General features: G+C 53.3%; 2 protein-coding genes and 2 pseudogenes (1 of these 4 only partly in view). All 4 read left to right on the top strand.

The genetic code is table 11. From position 1 onward, the window contains the following. Nucleotides 1-2,459: the end of a non-ribosomal peptide synthetase gene (locus Xsze_RS17590; RefSeq protein WP_099139151.1), read on the top strand. The gene continues 23,911 nt to the left of window position 1, outside the view; the window shows 2,459 of its 26,370 coding nt (coding positions 23,912-26,370); the start codon falls outside the window, past its left edge; it ends in the stop codon at nt 2,457-2,459. After that, complete coding sequence (locus Xsze_RS17595) at nt 2,459-9,244, top strand: non-ribosomal peptide synthetase (RefSeq protein WP_244590081.1); 6,786 nt, start codon at nt 2,459-2,461, stop codon at nt 9,242-9,244. Before Xsze_RS17590 ends, Xsze_RS17595 begins: the two co-directional genes overlap by 1 nt. Nucleotides 9,245-9,357: 113 nt before the next feature. Further along, nucleotides 9,358-15,942 (top strand): annotated as a pseudogene (locus Xsze_RS23505) (amino acid adenylation domain-containing protein); the annotation flags it as partial. Nucleotides 15,943-16,065: 123 nt separating this feature from the next. Next, a pseudogene (locus Xsze_RS23510) lies at nt 16,066-18,876 on the top strand (non-ribosomal peptide synthetase); the annotation flags it as partial. Between the last annotated feature and the right edge of the window lie 79 nt (nt 18,877-18,955).

Raw genomic sequence — 18,955 nt, forward strand, 5'->3', positions numbered from 1 at the left:
TACAGGATACTTACCACAGTCTCATGATGTTGCTGGAACATGAGCAAGCCCCGTTGGTGCTGGCCCAGCAATGCAGCGGTATGCCGCAATCCATGCCGTTGTTCAGCACCTTGCTGAATTATCGCCACAGTCAATCCGGCAATTCTGTCGGTTCCGGCAATAGCAACAATGCGGAGACGGCTGACTCCCTTTGGGCAGGCATCCGTATTTTGGCCGCAGAAGAGCGCACTAACTATCCGGTGACATTGTCAGTGGATGATCTGGGTGAGCGTTTCCGCCTGACAGCCCAGACTGTGGCGGGTATCGACCCCACACGCGTTATCCATTATCTGGTCACGGCTGTCCGTGGGTTGATCAACGCCCTGGATCGCGAACCGCAGGGGCTGATTCGGAATATCTCCATCCTGCCGGCCACAGAGCGGCAACAATTGCTGGTGGATTTCAATGCCACTGAATCAGATTTCCCACAAAATGCGCTGATTCACCAACTGTTTGAAACGCAGGCCGCACGCAATCCCGACGCCATTGCCATTGCATTTGAAGGACACTCTTTCAGCTATGGTGAAGTAAACCGCCGCGCCAATCGTCTGGCACATTATCTGATTGCACTTGGTGTATGTTCGGATTCCCGGGTTGCAATATGCATTGAGCGCAGTCCGGAGTTGATTATCGGCCTGCTCGCAATCCTCAAGGCCGGTGGTGCCTATGTTCCGCTCGATCCTAATTACCCGCCTGAGCGATTGGCCTATATGCTGGGGGATTCGGCACCGGTGGCACTGCTGACGCAGGAAACTCACCTCAATGGGCTTTTCAATCAACGTCCTGATGCGTTGCCAATGGTCTTATTGGATAACGATGACACCTTCCTGTCCGCAATGTCGTTATCAACAGGTTCATTGCCAACAAAAGAAACTGGGAATCCAGACCCACAGGCTCTGGGACTGAAATCACGCCATCTGGCCTGTGTCCTTTATACTTCAGGTTCGACCGGACAGCCGAAAGGGGTCATGGTTGAACACCGCAATGTCCTCCGCCTGATTGTCAACAGCGGTTTTGCGGAACTCGGCCAAGAGGATTGTGTGGCCCATTGCGCCAATATTGCCTTTGATGCCTCGACATGGGAAATCTGGTCGGCCCTGCTCAATGGCGGACGCTTGCATGTGGTTCCATCTTCCACGCTGCTTGATCCGCTGCGCTTCTGTGATTCATTGGTTCAAGGGAAAGTCACCGCACTTTGGCTGACTGCCGGTTTGTTCAACGAATATCTCGACGCACTCAGGCCCCTGTATGGACAATTACACTATTTACTGGTTGGCGGTGATGTCCTCGAACCGAAAAAAATCCGGCAAGTGAAACTGGCGGGATCACAACCGGTTCATTTGATTAATGGCTATGGCCCGACCGAAACCACAACGTTTGCCACAACCTATGAGATTGCCGCTCCGGTTGATGTAACACGTTCTGTTCCGATTGGCCGGCCGATAGGAAATACCCGGATTTATCTCCTTGATTCACAGGGCCAGCCTGTACCTCTCGGTGTTGCCGGCGAAATTCACATTGCCGGCGCGGGTGTTACCCGTGGTTATCTGAATCGCCCGGGACTCACCGCTGAACGTTTCCTGATTGATCCGTTCTCTCAGGAAACCGATGCCCGCATGTACAAAACCGGTGATCTCGGGCGCTGGCTGCCGGATGGCAATATTGAGTACATCGGCCGCAATGATTTTCAGATCAAATTGCGGGGTTTCCGCATTGAGCCGGGGGAAATTGAAGCCAGACTCAGACAATGCCACGGTGTACATGAAGCGGTGGTTCTCCTTCGTGAAGACCTCTGTGAAGACCTTCGCGAAAACCACCACGAAAACCACCGCAAAGAGGAAACCGGACAGAAACGACTGGTGGCTTATTTGCAACCTTTGGACGGTGTTGAGCTGATACCGGCTGAATTGCGCCGGCAACTCGCCCAACAGCTTGCTGACTATATGTTGCCCAGTGCCTTCGTGATCCTTGATACCTTCCCATTGACCCCCAACGGCAAGCTCGACCGTCAGGCACTGCCGGCACCGGATGCGTCGGCGGTCGCTGCCCGTGAATATGAGTCCCCCAAAGGAAGGATAGAAACGGCGCTAGCCCAAATCTGGCAGGAATTATTAGATCTCTCCCGTATCAGCCGCCACGACAACTTCTTTGACATCGGCGGTCATTCGCTGATGGTTGTGCGGCTGATAACACGCATTCAGCACAAATTATCAGTCAGCATCCCGCTCACCGCCCTGTTTGCCGCTCCCACCCTGAAGGAGCAGGCGGACACCATCCTTGCCGCACAAATGGATGTGATTGGGAATGGTGAGATTGAATCTATGCAAGACGACCTTGATTCAATGTCAGCAGAGGAACTGATGGCACTTTTAGGCAATGAAAATATAGGCGACGAAAATCCCCGCGGAGACGGTAGATAATGAAAAGAAAAAATATGAACCTTGAGGAATTGAAACGGGCTGTTCTGGAAAAAAGAATTGAGGAACAGTTGAAATCTCGTGGGTCCCAGCAACCATCATTAATCAAAAAGGCCGAAAGACATCGGCCACTCCCGTTGTCTTTTGCACAACAGCGGTTATGGTTTCTCTGCCAGCTCGATCCGGCTGCCAGCCTTGCCTATCATCTGCCGGTGACATTGCGCCTTACCGGTCAGCTCAACCGGCAGGCGCTGACCCTGTCGCTCAACAACCTGATCGCCCGACATGAAAGTCTGCGCACCCGCTTTGTCTTAATAGACGGGCAACCTTGTCAGCATATCGAACCTGCCGACACCGGCTTTGCCTTGTCCTGCCATGACTTGCAGCAGCTCGATCCGGCCTTGCACGACAGCCGTGTGGCCGAGATTGCCGAACTTGAAGCCCGAGCGCCCTTTGATTTGATTCAGGGGCCACTGATCCGTGGTCAGTTGCTGCAACTGGCAGATGAGGAGCATGTGTTGTTGCTCACTTTGCACCACATTATCACTGACGGCTGGTCCGTCGGGGTATTGGTGCGTGAACTGGGCGATTATTACCGCGCAGCGCTGAATAACGAAGATGTTTCCCTGCCGGCGTTGCCGGTTCAGTATGCGGACTATGCCGTCTGGCAGCATGAGCAGTTACAGGGCAGCCAACAGCAGGAAACGCTCCTGACGAAACAACGTGACTTTTGGTGTACCCGACTTGAAGGTGCGCCAAATTTGCTGGAATTGCCCACGGATCGGCCACGCCCAGCGGTACAGAGCTATATCGGGGGACACGTTTCTTTCTGCCTCAATGCGTCATTGCTGGCATCCCTCAAGAAGCTCGGACAGCGCCACCATACCACGCTGTTTATGACCCTGATGGGCGCATGGAGTATCGTCCTCGCCCGAATCAGTGGTCAGGATGATATCGTTATTGGCACCCCCGTTGCTAACCGACCTCACCATGAGCTTGAAGGATTGCTCGGGTTTTTCGTCAATACGCTGGTTTTACGCATCAGATTCCGTCGTGATCTCACTGTGGCTGATCTGCTGGCACAGGTACGGGAACAGGCCCTCAGCGCCTTTGCCCATCAGGATCTGCCTTTCGAGCAGATTGTCGAAGCCTTGCAGCCGGAACGCAGCCTGAGCTACAGCCCGATTTTTCAAGTCATGCTGGCTTTCAATAACACCCAGTCCCAAACACTGACTTTACCGGGTTTGCAACTGACCCCGATGGAGCAGAAAAGCCGCGGTGCACACTTTGACTTAACCTTATCCCTGAGTGAAACCGAAACGGGTTTAATGGGTGATCTGGAATATGCCGCCGATTTGTTTGATGCCACAACCGTGGAACGCATGGTCAGCTATTTAACCCACGTATTAACAGCAATGGTTGCCGATGAAAAACAACCCGTTGCTACCCTGCCGATGCTGCCGGCGCCAGAGCGGCAACGACTGTTGCTGGATTTCAATGCGACTCAGGCGGATTTTCCGCAAGATGCCCTGATCCACCAGCTGTTTGAAACGCAGGCGGCACGGCATCCCGACGCCATTGCCATTTCATGTGAAGAACAAACGCTCAGTTATGGTGAATTAAACCGTCGTGCCAATCAGTTGGCGCATTATTTGATTGCGCAAGGTGTTCTCCCTGACTCTCGGGTGGCAATTTGTGCAGAGCGCAGTCTGGACACTATCGTGGGTTTACTCGGTACCCTGAAAGCGGGCGGTGCCTATGTGCCGCTTGATCCGGCCTACCCGACCGAACGGCTGGCTCATATGCTCGAAGACGCCGAACCCAAGGTTTTACTCACCGAATCAGCCCAGCTCGACAGATTAGCCAACATCTTGTCTGCCGGGATGCCTGTCGTGATACTTGATGAACAAAGCGCGTTATTGTCCGCCCCCGGATCAGCAAAACAACCATTGGCAACATGGCCCGACCATAACCCAGAGGCACAAAAATCAGGGCTGACATCACGTCATCTGGCCTATGTTATCTATACCTCCGGTTCAACGGGTCAGCCTAAAGGGGTGATGGTTGAACACCGCAATGTCCTCCGCCTTATCGTCAACAGCGGTTTTGCGGAACTCGGGCAAGAGGATTGTGTGGCCCATTGCGCCAATGTCGCCTTTGATGCGTCTACGTGGGAGATCTGGTCTGCCCTGCTCAACGGCGGGCGCTTGCACATCGTTCCACAATCCGTGTTGCTTGATCCGGAACAGTTCCGCAATGCGCTGGTCAGGGGGAAAGTCTCCGCGCTTTGGCTGACTGCCGGTTTGTTTAATGAATATCTTGAAATACTCAAGCCTGTGCTCGGTCAACTGCGCTACCTGCTGACCGGCGGAGATGTCATTGATCCAAGGAAAATCCAACTCGTCCAACGGGCTGAATCTCAGCCAAAACAGCTGATCAATGGCTATGGCCCGACGGAAAGCACCACTTTTTCCACCACTTATTGTATTGACTCTCCCGTCAATATTGCCCATTCCATCCCCATTGGCCGGCCAATTTCGAATACCCAAATATATATTCTTGACGCATTGGGTCAGCCAGCGCCCCTCGGCGTGACGGGAGAGATTTATATCGCCGGTTCCGGTGTGGCCCGTGGTTATCTGAACCGCCCCGAATTGACGGCAGAACGCTTCCTCACCGATCCGTTTTCGTCAACCCCACATGCCCGCATGTACAAAACCGGCGATCTCGGTCGCTGGTTGCCCGACGGGAATATTGAATTCCGGGGACGCAATGATTTTCAGGTTAAGATCCGTGGCTTCCGCATTGAACCGGGGGAAATAGAAAACCAACTCAAACAATGCCCCGGTGTACAAGAAGCAGTGGTCTTGGTACGGGAAGACTCGCTTGATAAAAGCACCACAACGAAAAGCACCACAGCGCAAAAATATCTGGTGGCGTATTTACTGCCCCAAGAAGGGGTTGAACTCGTTCCGTCCGAACTGCGCCAGCAACTTGCCCGGCATCTTGCCGACCACATGGTGCCCAGTGCATTTGTCATATTGGAAAGCTTTCCGCTGACACCGAATGGCAAACTTGATCGTCAGGCACTGCCTGCACCGGACGCATCCGCTGTCGTCAGCCGTAAATATGAAGTGCCGGTTGGCGAAGTAGAAACCGCATTAGCGCAAATCTGGCAGGATTTGCTGAAATTGGACCAAGTCAGCCGCCATGACCATTTCTTTGAACTGGGCGGACATTCACTGATGATTGTCAGCCTGATGGAAAATCTCCGCCATGCCGGCTGGCAACTCGAGGCCCGCAACGTGTTCGCCACACCGGTCCTTGCAGATATGGCACAGACCATTCAGCGCGACACACACGCGTTTGCAGTTCCTCCGAACCTGATCCCTGAAAGTTGCACGGCCATTACACCCGATATGCTGCCGCTGGTTTCCCTTTCCCAGAAGGAAATTGACGGCATTGTGGACATCATTCCGGACGGGGCCAGTCAGGTACAGGATATCTACCCGTTGTCACCCTTGCAGGAAGGCATCCTGTTCCACTATCTGACGCAGGAGCAGGGAGACACCTATCTCTTGCACAGCCTGCTGGCATTCGATAGCCGCAACCGCCTCGACGAATTTTTAGATGCGTTGCAACAGGTGATTGATCGCCATGATATTCTGCGCACCGCAGTCTACTGGCAAGGATTGGAAAAACCGGTACAGGCCGTTTGGCGCAATGCGCCCTTGGATGTCAACCTGTTCACCCCAACGGCAGGACACGATGTTCCCGCACAATTGCAGGCCCACACCGATCCGCGCCGGCACCGGATCAACCTGAACCAGGCGCCGCTGTTTGCGGCTGATATTGCCCATGATCCTGAACAGGATGAATGGCTGCTGGCTTTGCGTTTCCATCATCTGGTCTGCGATCACATGACACTGGAGTTGATTTTGGCTGAAATTTCCCTGATTTTGCAGGGAAATGCAGAAAACCTGCCCACAGTCTTACCTTACCGCAATTTTATCGCCCAGACGCTGAATGTGCCGAAAGAAGAGCATGAAGCCTATTTCCGCACCCAGCTCGCCGACATTGATGAACCAACCGCCCCTTTTGGGATACTTTCTGTTGCAAGCCCTGATGACACCATCACAGAAAATAACCTGTCCCTCAATCCTGATTTGGCTGAAGCCATCCGCAGCCATGCCCGGCGTTTGAAAGTCAGCCCGGGAGTGCTGTTCCATGTCGCATGGGCACAGGTGCTGGCACAAACCAGCAGCCGCGATGATGTGGTCTTCGGTTCAGTGTTATTGGGGCGTTTGCAGGGAGGAGCGGGAGCTGATCAGATACTGGGGATGTTCATCAATACCCTGCCTGTGCGCATTTCACTGGCAAATCAGACGGTTCAGGACGTGATCCAATCCACTTACCAAAATTTGATGGCATTGCTGGAGCATGAACAGGCCCCGCTGGCACTGGCGCAAAGTTGCAGCGCAATGGCACAATCTGGTCCGCTGTTCAGTACCTTGCTGAATTACCGCCATTCCCAGCCCAGTGAAACACATACCGCCAGAGAGCTTTGGGCCGGCATACGGGCTATCTTGACAAAAGAACAAACTAACTATCCGGTTACCTTATCGGTGGATGATTTCGGGACTGACTTTTCTTTAACTGCCCAGACCGTCGCCAGTCTCGATCCGGCCCGGATAACGCACTATCTGATGACTGCCTTGCAGGGATTGGTTGCTGCCCTGGATCACCATCCCCGGCAAGCGATCCTGGATATTCCTGTTTTGCCGGAAACAGAGCGGAGACAGGTACTGATAGATTTCAACGCCACCCAAACCGATTTTCCGCAAGATGCCCTGATCCACCAGCTGTTTGAAGCCCGGGCAGCAAACCATCCTGAAGCGATTGCGGCCGTATTTGAAGACAACACCCTGAGCTACGGCGAACTCAACTGTCGTGCCAACCAGCTGGCCCATCATCTGATTGCACTGGGTGTGCAGCCGGACGATCCCGTCGCAATTTGTGCTGAACGCAGTCTGGAAATGGTGGTGGGTTTACTGGGGACCCTTAAAGCGGGTGGGGCTTATGTTCCGCTCGATCCGGCCTCCCCCGCCGAACGGCTGGCCTGCATGCTTGAAGATGCAACGCCTGTGGTTTTACTGGCTCAGTCCAAGCAGGTTGACAGACTTTCTTGCTTGATTCCAAAAGGTTGTGCGCTTCCGGTTGTCGTCATTGATGGTACTGATGGTACTGATGCCCGGGAACCCTGCTTGGCGGAACAACCCAGCCACAATCCGGATGCACAGGCATTGGGGTTGACGTCACGTCATCTGGCCTATGTGATCTACACGTCCGGCTCCACCGGGCAACCCAAGGGGGTGATGGTTGAGCACCGCAGTGTCAATCGGCTGATCATCAATAATGGCTATGCCAATATTACGGCTGATGATTGCATTGCCCATTGCGCCAATATTGCTTTTGATGCCTCAACATGGGAAATCTGGGCAGCCTTGCTCAACGGCGGATGCCTGCACATCGTTTCACAACCCGTATTGCTTGATCCGACACAGTTCCGTGATTCCCTGATCAAAGGGAAAGTCACCGCCCTCTGGCTGACTGTCGGTTTGTTTAATGAATATCTCGACGTACTCAAACCGGTATTCGGGCAACTGCGCTATCTGCTTATCGGCGGAGATGTCATTGACCCGAGGAAAATCCAACATGTGCAATCAGCAAATTTACAACCCGCGCACTTTATTAATGGCTATGGACCAACCGAAACAACAACATTTGCCACCACTTATGCCATGGTTGCGCCGATGGATATTCACCACTCAATCCCCATTGGCCGCCCGATTGCGAATACCCGGATTTATATTTTGGACCCCCGCGGCAGACCTGTCCCGACAGGCGTAAGCGGTGAAATTCATATTGGCGGCGCCGGTGTTGCCCGGGGTTACCTGAATCGTCCCGAGCTGACCGCAGAGCGTTTCCTGCCAGATCCCTTCTCTCAGGATGCCGGTGCCCGCATGTACAAGAGCGGTGACCTCGGTCGCTGGCTGCCGGATGGCAATATCGAATATCTTGGCCGCAATGACCTGCAAATCAAACTGCGTGGTTTCCGCATCGAACTGGGTGAAATCGAAGCCAGACTAAAACAGTGCCATGGGATACAGGATGCCATCGTCCTTGCCCGTGATACCCATGAAGATACCCAGGAAGGCAGGGCCGATGAGAATGCCGCAGTCCAGAAACGTCTGGTCGCCTATCTGTTGCCGCACAATGGCGCAAAACTGATCCCCGCCGACGTGCATCAGCAACTGGCCCAGTACCTTGCTGACTATATGCTTCCCAGTGCATTTGTCACGCTGGACAGTTTCCCACTGACACCCAACGGCAAACTGGATCGCCGGGCGCTTCCTGTGCCGGATGCATCTTCACTTGTTGTACATGGTTACGAAGCACCGGACAGTGACGAAGAAATTATGCTGGCTCAGATTTGGCAGGATTTACTGGGATTGACACAGGTCGGGCGTCATGATCATTTCTTCGAACTCGGCGGTCACTCCCTGATGCTCGTGCAATTGGCAACCCGCATACAAGACGAATTTTTGGTTGATATTCCCATCTCTTCATTGTTCCTTTTCCCACAATTGTCGGAACAGGCCGGGGTCATTTTAACGGCGCAAATGGAAGCCATTGGGGAAAACAACATGGTATCGCTCCAGAACACATTAGATTTAATGTCTGAAGATGAATTAATGGCAATTTTAGGCGGAGACAATAACAAATGATAAGGAATGAAATGGATCTCGATAACCTGAAACGGGCAGTTCTGAAAAAGAAAATCAAGGAACAGCTACAGGCCCGGAAACACCAAAACCGGCCATCCATTAAGCCGGTTGCACGTGATCTTCCTGTCCCTTTGTCTTTCGCCCAACAACGCCTGTGGTTCCTGAACCAGCTCGATCCTGCCGCCAGTCTGGCATACCACCTTCCCGTGGCCCTGCGCCTGATCGGCCGGCTTAACCATGATGCCCTGACGCAGACGCTTAATCAGCTGGTCGCCCGCCACGAGAGCCTGCGCACCCGCTTTATGCTTGTCGAAGGTCAACCCTGCCAATATATTGACCCTGCTGACATCGGTTTCACGCTGTCCCGTGAAGATCTGCGCCCGCTGGATACGGCAACACGCCTTGCCCGGGTTGCTGAACTTACGGCTCTCGAAGCAAAAACGCCATTTGATTTGACACAAGGCCCGTTGATCCGCGGTCAATTATTGCAACTGACTGACAAGGAGCATGTGCTGTTGCTCACTCAGCATCACATTATCTCTGATGGCTGGTCAATTGGGGTACTGGTGCATGAATTGGGTGTTCTCTACCGGGCTGCATTCGACGGCCTTGATGACCCGCTGCGCCCTGTTCCCATTCAGTACGCGGACTATGCTGTTTGGCAGCGTGAATGGTTACAGGGGGCGGTTCTGGCCCAGCAGCGTGATTTCTGGTGTACCCAACTCAAAGGTGCGCCAGCCTTGCTGGATCTGCCGACAGACAGGCCACGCCCACCAGTGCAATCCTATGCCGGCCGCCAAATCCCTGTTGAATTCGATGCCGCCTTGCTGAATGCGCTGAAATCGCTCGGACAGCGCCATAATACGACCTTGTTCATGACCGTACTGGCGGCCTGGGGCATTGTGCTCGCGCGGCTCAGTGGCCAGGATGATATTGTCATCGGCACACCGGTGGCTAACCGCCCACACCGGGAGATTGAAGGTTTAATTGGTTTTTTTGTCAATACACTGGCCTTGCGCGTGACGCTGGACAATACCCTGCGCGTCACCGATCTGCTGACTCAAGTCCGTGAACGGGCACTTTCTGCCTATGCCCATCAGGATCTGCCTTTTGAACAAGTTGTGGAAGCCCTGCAACCTGAGCGCAGCCTCAGTTACAGCCCTATCTTCCAAGTGATGCTGGCCTTCAATAACACACCGGCCAAGACCCTGACATTACCCGATCTGCAACTCGCTCCGGCAGAACAAAAGCGCCACAGCACTCACTTCGATATGACATTGTCATTGACTGAAACGGATACCGGCCTGTTTGGTGAACTGGAATATGCCGTTGATTTATTTGATGCCGCAACCATAAAACGCATAGTCAGCTATCTGAAACATGTCTTGGTTGGGATGACGAAAGATGAAACACAATTTATCACCCATCTGACAATGTTGCCGGATGCGGAACGTCAGCAACTGCTGGTGGAATTCAACGCTACCGCATCAGATTTTCCACAGGATGCGCTCATTCACCAACTTTTTGAAGCACAGGCCGCAAACACCCCCGACGCCACAGCAATCGTCTGCGATGAGCAATCACTCAGCTATGAAGAACTGAACCGGCGAGCCAATCGTCTGGCACATCATTTGATTGCTCTGGGCGTATGTCCGGATGACCGCGTGGCAATTTGCATTGAACGCAATCTGGAAACCGTGGTGGGATTGCTGGGTATTCTCAAGGCAGGCGGAGCTTATGTTTCCCTCGATCCCGCATACCCGTCAGAGCGGCTGGCCTATATCCTTGAAGATGCAGCGCCGGTTGTCATTGTGGCCCAAAAAACACTGGCGGATAAAGTGTCGGGTTCCATGCCTGTGGTATTTATCGAAGACATAATCAACGCCCCGGGCTTCGCAGAACCGCAGCCAATTACAGCCCTCCCAAAAACGCAATGCCCTGCTAACCCGGATGCGCAGGCACGGGGATTGACTGCATCCCATCTGGCTTACGTCATTTACACTTCCGGCTCTACCGGACTGCCGAAAGGGGTTGCCATCGCCCATCGCAATACCGTGAATTTCCTCTGTTGGGCAAAACACACTTTCAGCCCTGAAGAATTGAACCAGACCCTGTTTGCGACGTCATTGAATTTTGACTTAGCGGTGTACGAATGTTTTACCCCGCTGATTTCAGGTGGCACGGTTCACATTATTCCCGATGCGCTATCGCTCATTGCCACAGAGCATTCAGCAGCGAAATATGGCCCAACAAAACACGCCATCAGCCTGATCAATACCGTACCATCAGCCATTGCCCATTTAATTGAGGCCAATGCAATCCCTACAGGCGTTCAGACAGTCAATTTAGCCGGAGAAGCTCTGAAATCCCACCTCGTGGAACATCTGTTTTCCCGCTCCACTGTCCGGAGTGTATGCAATCTCTATGGCCCTTCAGAGACAACAACTTATTCAACATGGGTACGCATGGAGCGGGAGACAGGCTTTGTCAATCACATCGGCCGCCCCATTGCCAATACCCGAATTTATGTCCTTGATTCACAGGGACAACCTGTGCCAATCGGTGTCGCCGGGGAAATTTATATTGCCGGCAGCGGTGTTGCCCGTGGTTACCTCAATCGTCCGGAGTTGACAGCGGAACGTTTCCTTGTCGATCCCTTCTCCTCTGACCTGAATGCGCGCATGTACAAAACCGGTGATCTGGGGCGTTGGTTGCCTGAGGGGAATATCGAATATCTCGGGCGTAACGATTTTCAGGTTAAATTACGGGGTTTCCGCATTGAACTGGGCGAAATCGAATCACAGCTCATGAAATGTGACGGGGTACGTGAAGCCGTGGTCATCGTAAGAGAAGCGCTTTCTGATGAAAATATCGCGGATCAGAAACGTCTGGTTGCTTACCTGCGGCCTCTGGAAGGGGTTACGCTCATTCCTGCGGAACTGCGCCAGACACTGACTCAGCATCTTGCGGAATATATGATCCCCAGTGCCTTTGTGGTGCTCAATGCTTTCCCGCTCACCCCCAATGGCAAACTCGACCGTCAGGCCCTGCCTGCGCCGGACGCATCCGCTGTCGTCAGCCGTGAATATGAAGCGCCGGTTGGCGAAGTGGAAACCGCATTAGCGCACATCTGGCAGGGTTTGCTGAAACTGGACCAAGTCGGCCGACATGACCATTTCTTTGAACTCGGCGGGCATTCATTGATGATCGTCAGCCTGACTGAGCAACTGCATAACCTCGGCTGGCGGCTTGAAGTCCGCAATGTATTTGCCACACCGGTTCTCAGCGAGCTGGCACACGCTATTCTGGCCTCGCAAAATGACACTCATGATTTTGTTGTGCCCCCCAATCTTATTTCCGCAGGCTGTACTGAGATAACACCGGATATGCTGCCGCTGGTTTCCCTTTCCCGGGATGAAATCAACGCGATTGCAAAGACAATCCCCGGAGGGGTAAGCAATATACAGGATATCTACCCGCTGGCACCGTTGCAGAAAGGTATTCTGTTCCAGCATTTGTTGCAGACTCAGGGAGATGATTATTTATTGCAAAGTATGCTCGCTTTCGATACCCGCGAGCGCCTTGATGCCTTTCTGGATGCCCTGCAGGGAGTCATCAATCGCCATGATATTCTGCGAACCTCTGTCTATTGGCAGGATCTGGCTGAACCAGTGCAAGTGGTTTGGCGTCAGGCAACGTTGCCTGCCCGTCTGTTGCCTTCTTCCCCATTGACACCAGAAACCACGGATGATGTTGCCTCTCAGTTACGTGCTTATACTGATCCACGCCGGCATCGCCTCGACCTGAACCGTGCACCTTTGTTCGCTGCCGATTTTGCCCATGAACCGGTACAAAATGAGTGGCTGCTCTCTTTGCGCTTTCATCATCTGGTCAGTGACCATATGACACTGGAGCTGATTTTTTCTGAAATTGCCCTTCTTTTGCACCGGAATAAATTGCACCAGAATAAATTGCACGGTGGCAAATCACAGGGACAGGCCGATATGCTGCCTCCCGCATTGCCTTACCGTAACTTTATCGCCCAAACGTTAACTATGCCGATGGCAGCACATGAGGATTATTTCCGTACCCAATTTGCTGACATTGATGAACCAACCGCGCCTTTCGGGATACTCAACGTACAGAGCAATCACTGTTCCATCAGAGAATCCCGCCGTCCGGTGGGATCAGAACTGGCGAGCACCATTCGCGCTCAGGCCCGGCGTCTGGGCATCAGCCCCAGTGTCCTGTTCCATGTCGCCTTGGCGCAAGTGCTGGCACAAACCAGCGGTCATGATGATGTGGTCTTTGGTTCCGTCTTATTGGGCCGTCTTCAGGGAATTTCAGGAGCGGGCAGGATGCTGGGAATGTTCATCAATACCCTGCCCATGCGGATTTCCCTGAGCGGACATTCCGTGAACGGATATAGTGCACTGGAGGTGGTACAAGCCACCTACCGGAACCTGACCGAATTGCTGGAGCACGAACAGGCACCGTTATCACTGGCCCAACAGTGCAGCGGAGTGGCGCAACCCACGCCATTGTTCAGTGTATTGCTGAATTATCGCCACAGTCAGGCCAGTGGATCCGATACCGTTAACGCAGCCTGGCAGGGAATGCGCGTCTTAACCGCGGAAGAACGCACCAACTACCCCATCAGCCTGTCAGTGGATGATTCAGGAACCGATTTCCACCTGATGGCGCAAACTGTTGATGCCCTCGATCCTGACCGCATTATCAACTATCTGGTTACTGCCATCAGTGGGCTGGTTGACACGCTGGCCCGTAACCCGCAACAACCCATTTTGCAAATTCCTGTCTTGCCCGAGGCGGAACAGCAAAAACTGTTGGTGGACTTCAATGCCACACAGGCAGATTTTCCGCAAAACAGGCTGACCCACCAGCTGTTTGAAATCGCAGTCCTACACCATCCTGCGGATACCGCCATTATTTGCAGCGATACCGAACACGGGGATCAATCGCTCAGTTACGCTGAATTGAATCGCCGTGCCAATCGCCTGGCCCATTATTTAATCACATTGGGTGTACGCCCGAATGACAGGGTGGCAATGTGCACCGAACGCAGCCCGGACATGGTGATCGGGTTGCTCGCCATTCTCAAGGCAGGCGGTGCTTATGTGCCCCTTGATCCGGCTTATCCCGCTGAACGGCTGTTCTATATGCTCGAAGATTCAGCACCGGTCGTGTTGCTGACCCAGACCGCCACACGCAATATCTTTGCCCGTGCTGACGTTATATCCATCCCCATCGTCATGCTGGATGCCCAAACATCATTGATGGCAACACAACCCGACCATAATCCGGTTGTATCCGCACTCACCAAAGACAGTCCGGCCTATGTTGTTTATACTTCCGGTTCAACCGGGCTGCCCAAAGGGGTCGTGAACAGTCACCACGCCTTATGCAACCGACTGCTGTGGTTTGTACGTGACATTGTCACCCACCCTTTGGTAACCGCACTGAAAACCAGTATCAGCTTTGTCGACTCACTGACTGAAACACTGGGTTCGTTGTTGTCTGGCACAGAATTACCAGGTGAGGAATTATCAGATGGAAAATCGTTGGCGGGTGGCAAACTGGTGGTTTTCAGCGATCATGAAGTAAAAGATCCTGCGCTTTTCTGTGAAGGATTACAGCGTCTTGCTGTTAACCACTTGGTGGTCGTTCCTTCATTGCTGAAACTCTTGGTACAAAATCACGGTGAAAGCCTGAAAACAATCAGGACGCTGATTTGCAGTGGTGAGAGACTTGCGCCTGAATTGGCCCGTGAGGCTATAACTCACTGCCCTTGGCTCCGGTTACTCAACTTCTATGGTTCATCTGAAATCACCGGCGATGCCACTTGGTACGAATATTCCGCTGAAGTCGGTGTACCAGACGCGTCTGTCATTGGCCGCCCCATCGCCAATACCCGAAGCTATATTCTCGATACCCACGGCCGTCCGGTCCCCCTCGGTGTCACCGGGGAAATTTATATCGCAGGCGATGGCGTTGCCTGTGGTTACCTGAACCGCCCTGAACTGACCGCAGAACGCTTCCTTCCCGATCCGTTCTCTGCAAATCCGGATGCCCGCATGTATAAAACCGGTGACCTTGGGCGCTGGTTGCCGGATGGCAATATCGAATATCTCGGCCGCAATGATTTTCAGGTTAAATTACGGGGATTCCGGATTGAGCTGGGTGAAATTGAAGCGAGATTGATGACATGCCACGGTGTGCGTGAAGCCGTTGTGCTCGCCCGTGAAGATGAACCGGGACAAAAACGTCTGGTTGCCTATTTGCGGCCACAAGAAGGCGTTGAACTGAAACCGGCTGAACTGCGGCAAGAACTCGCCCAACATCTGGCGGACTACATGCTGCCCAGTGCCTTTGTCACACTTGATGCGTTCCCGCTGACCCCCAATGGCAAACTTAACCGACAGGCGTTTCCCGCTCCGGACCCGTCGTCGGTCATCGCTCAGCGCTATGAAATGCCTGCCGGTGACATAGAAACCACGCTGGCGCAAATCTGGCAAACGTTATTGGGACTGGAACGCGTCGGGCGTCATGATAATTTCTTTGAATTGGGCGGTCACTCTCTGCTTGCCGTTCAACTTGTCGCGCGCATACGCCAGACACTGGGACGCGAACTGCCATTACACAAAATCTTTGCTCAGCCTGTTCTGATGATGATGGCTCATGCGCTGGGTGACATTGACCAAACAGCCCAGGCTTTGATCCCGACAGCCGATCGCAGCCAACCCCTGCCTTTGTCTTTTGCCCAGCAGCGCCTGTGGTTCTTGGGCCAGCTCGATCCTTCTGCCAGTCAGGCCTACCATCTTCCCGCCGCACTGCGTCTTGCGGGTTCACTCAATCGCCACGCGCTGACTTTTGCGCTGAACAGTCTGGTTACCCGACATGAGAGCCTGCGTACCCGCTTTGTCGCCATTGAAGGACGACCCTTCCAGCATATCGATCCGGCAGATAGCGGATTTTCGCTGTCATATCAGGATTTGCGGCAACTTCCTGCAACATTGCACGACCAACGTATCGCTGAACTTATTGCGCTTGAAGCGAGAACTCACTTTGACTTTGCCCATGGCCCCCTGATCCGTGGTCAGTTGCTGCAACTGGCAAACGAAGAACATGTCTTGTTGCTTACCCAGCACCACATTATCACTGACGGCTGGTCTGTCAGTATACTGGTGCGCGAGCTGGGCGATTATTACCGTGCAGCGCTGAATAACGATGAAGTTTCCCTGCCGGCATTGCCGGTCCAGTACGCTGACTACGCCGTCTGGCAACGCGACCCGAAACAGGGGGCGATGCTGAAGGCACAACGTGATTTCTGGTGTGCCCAGCTTGAGGGTATCCCGGCCTTACTGACACTGCCGACCGACCGGCCCCGCCCTGCGGTGCAAACGTATATCGGTGGCCAGGTTCCTTTCTGCTTCGATGCCCCGCTACTGGCATCACTTAAAGAACTCGGGCAGCGCCATAACACCACGCTGTTTATGACGCTGCTGAGCGCCTGGAGCATCGTCCTCGCCCGTTTCAGTGGTCAGGATGATGTGGTTATCGGTACACCGGTCGCCAACCGCCCGCATCAGGAACTGGAGGGGCTGATTGGTTTCTTTGTCAATACACTGGCATTGCGCATCAGGTTCCGTGATGACCTCAGTGTGACTGAGTTACTTGCACAGGTCAGAGAGCAGGCACTGGCTGCCTATGCACATCAGGCACTGCCTTTCGAACAAATAGTCGAAGCATTGCAACCTGAACGCAGTCTGAGCTACAGCCCGATCTTTCAGGTGATGATGACCTTAAACAATACCCCGCCCCAACAATTGACATTGCCTGATTTACAGCTCTCATCGGTTGAGCAGGGACATTATGGCGCGCTGTTTGATTTAACACTGGCCCTGATTGAAACGGATTCCGCGCTCGTGGGTTCACTGTCCTACGCCGCAGATTTATTCGATTCTGCAACTATTGAACGAATGGTCGGGTATCTGAAAAATATACTGACCGCAATGAGCGCAGATGACACGCAATCTGTTGCCACCTTGCCCCTGTTGTCGGATGCGGAACGGCAAAAACTGCTGGTGCATTTCAATGCCCCTGAAGATTTCAATGCCTCTGAAGAAAACTATACGGAAGACACCTTTATTCATCGCCTGTTTGAGCATCAATCTGCCCAAAACCCCGATGCGGCAGCCGTGGTATTTGGCAATCAGTCACTGAAATATGGTGAGCTGAATCGCCGGGCCAACCAGTTGGCGCATTATTTAATCACATTGGGTGTCCGCCCTGATGAACGAGTGGCAATTTGTGTTGAACGCAGCCTCGATATGGTGGTGGGATTGCTCGCCATTCTTAAAGCGGGTGGCGCTTACGTACCGCTTGATCCGGCTTATCCGGCTGAGCGGCTGGCCTATATGCTCGGCGATGCGAAGCCGGTCGCTTTGCTCACCCAACGTGCCCTTGCTGGCAGGCTGAACAACGTCATCCCCTCAACCGAGCATGTTATGGTGGTGCTGGATGCCGAAGAACAGAACCAACGCCTGATGACGCAACCCGTTTTCAACCCCGATCCCCTTGCGCGGGGGTTAGCTTCACACCATCTGGCTTATGTTATTTATACTTCAGGCTCGACAGGATTGCCCAAAGGGGTGGAAATGCCGCTGGCGGCGTTGTCAAACTTACTGCAATGGCACCGCCATGCCCCCTCACAACCTTCCGGAGCCGGTAAAACCCTGCAATTTGCCGCGCTGGGTTTTGATGTGGCCTTTCAGGAAACCTTTACAACGCTGTGTGAAGGTGGCTGTTTAGTTCTGATTAATGAAACGGTGCGCCGCGAACCGCACCAACTGCTCAGGCTGATTGAACAGGAACACATTGATCGCATTTTTCTTCCCTATATCGCTCTCCAGCAACTTGCAGAGGCAGCCAACGACCAGCAAGAAGCTGTTTCTTGTCTGAGAAATATTATCACGGCCGGGGAACAACTGCGTATTACGCCTGCCATTCAGCACCTTTTACAACGGGCTGATCACTGTCGGCTGCACAATCATTATGGCCCGACAGAAAGTCACGTTGTCACGTCTTATATTCTGGACAAAGAACGCCACTCATGGCCCCTGCTTCCCCCTATCGGACGCCCGATAGCCAACGCCAGAATCTATATTCTTGACGGATACGGCCAGCCTGTCCCCCTTGGTGTCGCAGGAGAAATTTATATCGCAGGTGCAGGCATAGCCCGTGGCTACCTCAATCGTCCGGAGTTGACAGCGGAACGTTTCCTTATCGATCCGTTCTCGGCAGACCCGAATGCCCGCATGTACAAAACCGGCGATCTCGGGCGCTGGTTGCCAGATGGCAATATCGAATGCCTCGGCCGTAATGACTTTCAGGTTAAAATCCGTGGGTTCCGGATTGAACTGGGTGAAATTGAAGCTAAATTAATGGCGTGCCGGGGAGTGCGCAAAGCCGTTGTTATCACCCGCGAAGATGAACCGGGACAAAAAAGGTTGGTTGCGTATCTCCAACCTCAGGATGGCATTGAATTAGTCCCCGCGGAACTGCGCGAGCAACTCGCCCGGCATCTGGCGGACTATATGCTGCCCGGTGCCTTTGTCACACTTGATGCTTTCCCACTCACACCGAATGGCAAGCTTGATCGGCAGTCACTCCCTGCGCCGGATTCTTCTT

It is taken from the genome of Xenorhabdus szentirmaii DSM 16338 (genome assembly GCF_002632585.1).
In the GTDB taxonomy this organism is placed as follows: Bacteria; Pseudomonadota; Gammaproteobacteria; order Enterobacterales; family Enterobacteriaceae; genus Xenorhabdus; species Xenorhabdus szentirmaii.